Origin of the sequence: Neisseria sp. (assembly GCF_030530745.1) — a bacterium.
GTDB lineage: Bacteria > Pseudomonadota > Gammaproteobacteria > Burkholderiales > Neisseriaceae > Neisseria.
The window spans coordinates 1-7,864 of record NZ_JAUMUI010000047.1 but is presented as its reverse complement, the minus strand read 5'-3'; the positions used below and the strand labels follow the sequence as shown (position 1 = coordinate 7,864).

Here is a 7,864-nt window from a genome sequence, read left to right as displayed (position 1 = left end):
AAATCCACCATCAGGCCGTCTGCGGCTTTGAGGGTTTTGGCGGTTTTGAACGGCCCCGTCCACAGGGCGTATTTCTCCTGATACTGCGTTTCAAAGGCGCTGGCAGCAGGTTTGATCAGCAATCTGCCGCTGTCGCGGTCGACGGCGAAGTATTCAAGCTTGGTTTGCGCTTTGAGGGTTTCGGCGTTGTAGAGGTGCCATTCGCTGCGGCTGCGGATGGTGCCGAAGACGTCCACGTTCACGAACACGTCGGTGTCGGCATATTGCGGCGGTACCACTTCAATGCCGCGCAGGTAGAAGACGGTCTGAATCAGGTTGGTGAGGAAGGAGACGTCGCGCGGGTTGGTAATCAGGGTTTCGTTGCGGTACTCGCCTGTGCCGTTGACCGCCAGCCCTGCGTAGCGCTCGCCGCTGCGGCCGCTGTTGCGGGTATGGGCGGTGGCAGGTGCGTTAAGTACGGAGGTGGAGGTGGTTACGCTGGAGAGTGCGTCTGCCGTGGTGGCGGCGGTGGTGTCGTAAGCGGGATAGCTGTATTGGGTGCTGCTGTCGGGGTTGTTGCGGTAGCCGCCCCGGATCAGCGCTTCAACGGAATAACGACCGCCGCTCATGGTGCCGGAGCCTTGGTCGCCCATGGTGGAAACATAGAGCGCGACTTTGCGCCCCTGCAGTGCGGACAAGTCCATCTCTTTCACCGCTGCGCGCGAAGAGGCAGCCACCAGCTCCTGCTCGACGGCAAAACGTTTGCCGCCGCCGTGCGACGGAATGCCCGTGAGCGTGCCGCAGGCGGAAAGAAGGAAGGCGGAAAGGAGCAAGGGGGCGATGAGGGTTTTGTTCATGTTGTCATTCTTTCGATGGTTGTTAAAAAGGGAAATGAAATGACAAACCTACCCGAACTGCATTGATAAATGTCAAATAATGTATAAAAGGCGTTATTTTAAGACAAATGCGATAATGATTTGTATTTTTATGCAATCTTGGCTATCATCCCGACATTTGAAATACGGGCTGCGAAACTATGGCGGTTAAAACCGTTCCCTATACACTGCTCAACCTGCTGGCGCTGGCGGTATTGTTTGCCGCCAGCCTGTCGGTGGGCGTGGCCGATTTCAGTTGGGCGAAGCTGTTTGAGTTTTCCGACGATATGCGGCTGATGCTGGTCAGCCGCCTGCCGCGCACGTTTGCCATCGTGCTCACGGGCGCGTCGCTGGCGGTGGCGGGTATGATTATGCAGATTCTGATGCGCAACCGTTTTGTCGAGCCTTCGATGGTGGGGGCGGGGCAGAGCGCGGCTTTGGGACTGCTGTTGATGGCGCTGGTGTTTCCCGCCGCCCCGTTAACGGTGAAAATGTCGGCGGCGGCGCTGGCGGCGCTTTGCGGTATGCTGGTGTTTATGGCTTTAATCCGCCGCCTGCCGCCCACTGCGCAGCTGATGGTGCCGCTGGTGGGGATTATTTTCGGCGGGGTGATTGAATCGGCGGCGGTGTTTATTGCTTATGAGCAGGAAATGATGCAGCTTTTGGGCGTGTGGCAGCAGGGCGATTTTTCGGGCGTGCTGCTCGGGCGTTATGAATTATTGTGGCTCACCGGCATTCTGGCGCTGTGTGCCTACCTGATTGCCGACCGGCTTACCATTGTGGGGCTGGGCGAAACGGTGGCGGTGAACCTCGGCCTGAACCGCACCACTGTTTTATGGGCGGGTTTGGTCATTGTGGCGCTGATTACCTCGCTGGTGGTGGTAACGGTGGGCAACATTCCGTTTATCGGGCTGGTGGTGCCCAACATCGTTTCGCGCATGATGGGCGACAGGTTGCGCCAAAGCCTGCCTGTTGTGGCATTGATGGGGGCGGGCATGGTGCTCGCGTGCGACATTATCGGCCGCCTGATCCGCTTTCCGTTTGAAATTCCCGTATCGACGGTGTTCGGCGTGGCGGGCACGGTTTTGTTTTTGTATCTGCTGTTGAGGAAGCCCGCCCATGCCGTCTGAAAGCAAACGATCTTTGTGGCCGGCGGCCGCTTTGCTGCTGGCTTCCTGTATTCTGTTTCTCACCTTAAACGCCAACGGCAACTGGGATTTTGTGCTGCCGCTGCGCGCCGCCAAGCTCGCCTCCCTGTTGTTGGTGGCCTATGCGGTGGGGGTGTCGACGCTGCTGTTCCAAACCGTTACCAACAACCCCATCCTCACTCCTTCGATACTCGGTTTCGACGCGCTGTATGTGTTTTTGCAGACGCTGCTGGTGGCGCTGCTGGGCGGCGTTGGCTACACCCATCTGCCGCCTCTGGGCAAATTCGGCTTCGAGCTGGCGGCGATGATAGGTGGCTCGCTGCTGCTGTTTAGCGTGCTGGTCAAGCAGGGCGGGCGCGATTTGGCGCGGATGATTTTAATCGGCGTGATTTTCGGCATCCTGTTCCGCAGCCTCGCTTCGCTGCTGCAACGCATGATCGATCCCGAAGAATTTGCCGTGGCGCAGGCCTATACTTTTGCTTCGTTCAACAGCGTCAATCAAAGCCTGCTCGGCATCGGCGGCGTGATTCTGCTTGGCTCCGCCGTGTTTGTCTGGCGCGAACGCCACCGCCTTGATGTTTACCTGCTCGGCCGCGACCAGGCCGTTAATCTGGGCATCAGCTACACCGGCAACACGCTGTGGCTGCTGGTGTGGGTGGCGGTGCTGACGGCCACTGCCACCGCCCTGGTCGGCCCGGTGAGTTTCTTCGGCCTGCTGGTCGCGGCACTGGCCAACCATTTTTCCCGTACCGTCAGGCACAGTGTCCGCCTGCCGATGGTGTTCCTCACCGCTGCCGTGATGCTGGTGGCGGGGCAGGCCGTGTTCGAACATGTTTTGGGCATGAAAGCCGTGTTGAGCGTGGTGGTGGAATTTGCCGGCGGGTTGGTGTTCCTCTATTTGATTTTAAGGAACAAACGCTGACATGCCGTTTGAAAACCGTGCAAAAACACAGATAATCGGTACACATTGTTTCAGACGGCCTGGTTTTGATTTCTTGAAAGTAAAGGCCGTCCGAATGGATTCTTTCATACAGGGAGCTTAACGATGAAACTGATGAAAACCACGGCGGCCGCGGTGTGTGCGGCCATGACTTTGAACGGCTGTACCGCCTTGGTGTGGAAGATGAACGATCCGTTCAGCGAAACCGCCACGCGCCATGAGGTTGCCAAAGACGAGATTCAGGCTTTCGGCGTAGTGAAGCAGGCTAACAGCCAGCTCGCTCAGGGCAGCCTGGTGATGATGGGCAGGCAAAACTGGTTTGTGGTCAATCCCGATGATTCGGCCAGACTGCAGGGTGTGCTGGAAGCAAAACTGGATAAGGCTTTTCAAATCGTCGGCGCATACACCCACCAGCCGCTGGACAGCTTGCCCGTCAGGCTGAAAGCCGCAGACGGCAACGATTTCAGTACCTCGTTCTGTCTGCGCTACGATACGGCCGATGCTACCGACACCGCCAAGCTGAAAGCCTTGTCGTTTGAGGCGAAACAGCCGGGGAAACAGGCTAAAAACCGGACGCCGTACTACATCCGCTGTGAAAATGCTTCAGGCAGGTTTTACCGAAGCCCGCCGGACTACCGTGCCGACTACCGCTTTGAAACGCCGTTTCCCGTAACGGTAAGTTACACCGCAACCAAAAAACACGTAGATGCAGCAAAATTGGTTTCCAATATCGCCATGACACCGCTCACGCTGGCGGGTGATGCGGCTGCGGCTGTAGTAAAGTTGGCGGTATTGCCTTTGAGGTTATTGGAAAAGTAAGCAAATAAGATTTTCATCATTGTTTGAAATATTTCAGACGGCATATATGTTTTGATGCCGCCTGAAATAATTTTTGACTTTACCACGGATAAAGCCATGATCCAGATCCGAAACGTGAGCCATAAAATAGGCGGCAACTTAATTTTAAACGATGTTTCTCTGGATATTCCGCAGGGCGGCATTACCGCATTGATCGGCCCCAACGGAGCAGGCAAATCGACGCTGCTCTCATTGATGGCACGGCTGCAACCGCTGCGCGGCGGCAGCATAAGCTATGGCGGCAAAAGCGTCGCTGCCACGCCCACTGCCGAACTTTCGCGCACCGTTTCCATCCTCACGCAGGAAAACAGCATTATCAGCCGCATTTCGGTGCGCGACCTGCTGATGTTCGGCCGCTACCCCTACCATCAGGGCAGGCCGTCTGAAAACGACAAAGCCATCGTGGAAAACGCGTTGGCCGAATTCCAACTGGAGGCATTCGCCAACCGCTACCTCACGGAGCTTTCGGGCGGCCAGCGCCAGCGGGCGATGATTGCGATGGTGTTCTGCCAGAGTACCGAATACGTGCTGCTCGACGAACCCTTGAACAACCTCGACATGTATCACGCCCGCAGCCTGATGCAGCTTTTGCAGAAACTCATCCGCGAACACAGGCGCACCACCGTGGTGGTACTGCACGACATCAACCAGGCTGCGGCCTACGCCGATTTCGTGGTGGCGATGAAAAACGGCCAAGTGGCGCTGCAAGGCCGCCCCAACGAGGTGTTTACGCCGCAAAACATCAAAACCTTGTTTGATATGGATACGGACGTGTTGGACTACCGCGGCAAAAAACTGGTGGTGCACCATGTTTGAGGCCGTCTGAAAAACGGTTTCAGACGGCCTTGAGCCGTATCCAACATTAATTTCATTCATTAACCCCATGCAAATTTAGCGTTTGCAATATGGCGTAAAAGCATTCAATATGCCGCCCTGACAAATTGTTCCACCGAATATTCCCGTAAAGGATACCTTATGAATACTTTTCACCTGTCCGGCTATCCGCGCATCGGCGCGAAGCGCGAACTGAAATTTGCCGTCGAAGCCTTTTGGAAAGGCGCGAAAACCGAGGCTGAAGTTGAGGCCGTTGCCGCCGAAATCCGCCGCCTGAACTGGGCTGCCCAAAAAGCCGCCGGTGCCGATTTGGTGCCCGTGGGAGATTTTTCTTTTTACGACCACGTGCTTGATTTGCTGTGCACTTTGGGCGCGATTCCGAAACGTTTCGGTTTCGACGCCGCCAAGTTAACCCTGCCCGAATACTTCCAACTGGCGCGCGGCAACGCCACCCAGTTTGCGATGGAAATGACCAAGTGGTTCGACACCAACTACCACTACATCGTGCCCGAATGGCACGCCGACACCGAATTTTCGGTTAATGCCGGCCGCCTGATTGCCCAAATCAAAGAAGCCAAAGCGCAAGGCTACGACATCAAACCCACGCTCATCGGCCCGCTGACCCTGCTGTGGCTGGGTAAAAAGAAAGAAGAATTCGGCTGCCGCGTCGCTACCCTGCTGCCGAAACTGCTGCCTGCCTATACCCAACTGCTGCGCGAACTGGCCGCCGAAGGCGCGGACTGGATTCAAATCGACGAGCCGATTCTGGCTGTTGATGCGCCCAAGCCCTATCTGGACGCTTTCCCGAACGTGTATAAAGAGCTGGCCAACACCGGCACCCGCATTATCATCGGCACTTACTTCGCTTCCGTTGCCGAACACCTGAACCTGCTCAAAGGCCTGCCGGTACACGGCGTACACATCGACGCGGTGCGCGCCCCCGAACAGCTGGCCGTATTCGCCGATTCCTGGCCGGAAAACAAAGTGCTGTCCGTCGGCCTGATTGACGGCCGTAACGTATGGCGCGCCAATTTGAGCAAAGTCATCGATACGCTCAAACCCGTGCAAGATAAGCTGGGCAACAACCTGTGGATTGCGCCTTCATGCTCGCTGCTGCACAGCCCGCAAGATTTGGCCGTCGAAGAAAAACTCGATGCCGAAATCAAATCCTGGATGGCCTTTGCCGCGCAAAAACTGGTTGAGCTGGGCGTGGTGAAACAGGCCCTGGCACACGGCAAAGACAGCGTGAAAGAAGCCATCGCCGCATCCGATGCCGCCGCCGCCGACCGCGCCACCAACAAGAAAATCCACAATGAGGCCGTACAAAAACGCGTGGCAGATTTGCCTAAAGGCGCCGACCAGCGCAAATCACCGTTTGCCGAGCGCATCAAAGCCCAACAGGCTTGGATGAACCTGCCCGTGCTGCCCACCACCACCATCGGCTCCTTCCCGCAAACCGCCGAAATCCGCCAAGCGCGCGCCGCCTTCAAAAAAGGCGAACTCTCCGCCGCCGATTACGATGCCGCGATGAAAAAAGAAATCGCCTATTGCGTGGAAGTGCAGGAAAAACTGGAACTCGACGTGCCCGTGCACGGCGAAGCCGAGCGTAACGACATGGTGGAATACTTCGGCGAGCAACTGGCCGGCTACTGCTTCACCCAGTTCGGCTGGGTGCAAAGCTACGGCAGCCGCTGCGTGAAACCGCCTGTTATTTTCGGCGATGTTTCCCGCCCCAAACCGATGACCGTTTACTGGTCTTCCTATGCGCAAACGCTGACCAAACGCCCGATGAAAGGCATGCTCACCGGTCCCGTTACCATGTTCAAGTGGTCGTTCGTGCGCGACGACGTGCCCTTGAGCGTGGTGGCCAAACAAATCGCGCTGGCCTTGAACGACGAAGTACTGGATTTGGAAAAAGCCGGCATCAAAGTGATTCAGATCGACGAGCCGGCCATCCGCGAAGCCATGCCGCTGAAAAAAGCGCAATGGGACGAATACCTGGCCTGGGCCTGCGAATCTTTCCGCCTGTCGTCTGCCGGCGCCGAAGATTCCACCCAAATCCACACCCATATGTGCTACTCGGAGTTTAACGACATCCTGCCTGCTATCGCCTCTATGGATGCCGACGTGATCACCATTGAAACCTCGCGTTCCGATATGGAGTTGCTGACCGCCTTCGGCGACTTCAAATACCCGAATGACATCGGTCCGGGCGTGTACGATATCCACAGCCCGCGCGTGCCGACCGCCGCCGAAGTGGAAAAATTGCTGTGCAAAGCGATGGAAGTGGTGCCGGTCGAGCGTTTGTGGGTGAACCCCGACTGCGGTTTGAAAACCCGCGGCTGGAAAGAAACCGTCGAGCAGTTGGAAGTAATGATGGAAGTTACCAAAAAACTGCGTGCGGAACTGGCTGCCAAATAATGCCTGTTTTGTAAAATAGGGAAACAAAGATAGTGTATTGAACTGTCAATGCCATGATATTAGGCAAAAGACAATAGTTACCCCAAACCCCGTATTTTTACGGGGTTTTTCACTTTATATGTTGAAATTCTATGCTACTGTTTTATATCGGCTTTTATCGTATTCTGTTTGGCTTTTCAGTATGTGGAAAGCGATTACGGCCAATTTTCGCATTATTGCAACAATGATGACTTTAAACGGCTTCTTTTTCTGTTTCAGACGGCCTATAAAATCGGGAAAGGCGTTAATGCGGTAGGCGACAAGAGCGGGCATATACAGGGCTGCCCTTAAGTCGGATTTGCCTACTTTTGAGATACGTTGCCTGCCGTTTACGCTTGTGCCGGACTGATAGATACGCGGATCTAAGCCGAGATAGGCGGTAAATTGGGCTGGCGTTTCAAAGCGGTTGGTCAATGCGGCGAGCAATACGGAGGCAGATGTTTCGCCTATGCCGCTGATGGTTTTCAGGCGTTTTCGGTTTTTGTCGTAATCGGGGTTTGCTTTGTAAAAGCCCTGCAAGTCCTTTTTTAGCGTCTGTAAATGGCCACTCAAGTAGTCTATCGTTGCCTTTATGTGACGTTTCAGATAATCGGGAGCAGTTTGGTACTTAGTAATTTCCGCCGCCCGCTGTTTTTTGACGCGGGCTATATAGCGGGTAAGTTCCTGAAGCTGTTTTTGTGCCGGCGACGGCCGTTGCCACGGTTCGGGATTCATTGCTTTGCAGTATTGGGCTATCAGTTTGGCATCCTGTTTGTCTGTTTTGCTTCTTT

General features: G+C 55.5%; 7 protein-coding genes. 5 read left to right on the top strand and 2 right to left on the bottom strand.

Going from position 1 to position 7,864, the window contains the following annotated elements:
* Positions 1-836 (bottom strand): adhesin (locus Q3970_RS10575; protein WP_303100535.1); only part of this gene is annotated, 836 nt, incomplete at its 3' end.
* Between the two features lie 179 nt (positions 837-1,015).
* Between Q3970_RS10575 and Q3970_RS10570 the strand changes: the two genes are divergently transcribed.
* From Q3970_RS10570 to metE, 5 genes are all read left to right on the top strand, one after another.
* A complete protein-coding gene (locus tag Q3970_RS10570) occupies positions 1,016-1,984 on the top strand; it encodes an ABC transporter permease (protein ID WP_303100534.1) in 969 nt (322 codons plus the stop codon).
* Entirely contained in the window at positions 1,974-2,924 is a 951-nt protein-coding gene (locus tag Q3970_RS10565; RefSeq protein WP_303100533.1) for an iron chelate uptake ABC transporter family permease subunit, read from the top strand. Before Q3970_RS10570 ends, Q3970_RS10565 begins: the two co-directional genes overlap by 11 nt.
* A 123-nt stretch (positions 2,925-3,047) precedes the next feature.
* Positions 3,048-3,761: a hypothetical protein gene (locus tag Q3970_RS10560; RefSeq protein ID WP_303100532.1), complete on the top strand. Its 714-nt coding sequence runs from the start codon at positions 3,048-3,050 to the stop codon at positions 3,759-3,761.
* A gap of 96 nt (positions 3,762-3,857) precedes the next feature.
* Entirely contained in the window at positions 3,858-4,616 is a 759-nt protein-coding gene (locus Q3970_RS10555; protein WP_303100531.1) for an ABC transporter ATP-binding protein, read from the top strand.
* 159 nt (positions 4,617-4,775) lie between these two features.
* The gene (metE, locus tag Q3970_RS10550; RefSeq protein ID WP_303100530.1) at positions 4,776-7,055 is read left to right on the top strand and encodes a 5-methyltetrahydropteroyltriglutamate--homocysteine S-methyltransferase; all 2,280 of its coding nucleotides are present in this window, start codon (positions 4,776-4,778) and stop codon (positions 7,053-7,055) included.
* A gap of 129 nt (positions 7,056-7,184) precedes the next feature.
* On the opposite strand, the gene Q3970_RS10545 is transcribed toward metE, so the two are convergent.
* Positions 7,185-7,864 (bottom strand): transposase (locus Q3970_RS10545; RefSeq protein ID WP_303100529.1); only part of this gene is annotated, 680 nt, incomplete at its 5' end.

Coding starts and splice junctions, on each gene's coding strand:
- Q3970_RS10570 (WP_303100534.1), top strand. CDS start 1,016: ATGGCGGTTAAAACCGTTCCCTATACACTGCTCAACCTGCTGGCGCTG.
- Q3970_RS10565 (WP_303100533.1), top strand. CDS start 1,974: ATGCCGTCTGAAAGCAAACGATCTTTGTGGCCGGCGGCCGCTTTGCTG.
- Q3970_RS10560 (WP_303100532.1), top strand. CDS start 3,048: ATGAAACTGATGAAAACCACGGCGGCCGCGGTGTGTGCGGCCATGACT.
- Q3970_RS10555 (WP_303100531.1), top strand. CDS start 3,858: ATGATCCAGATCCGAAACGTGAGCCATAAAATAGGCGGCAACTTAATT.
- metE (WP_303100530.1), top strand. CDS start 4,776: ATGAATACTTTTCACCTGTCCGGCTATCCGCGCATCGGCGCGAAGCGC.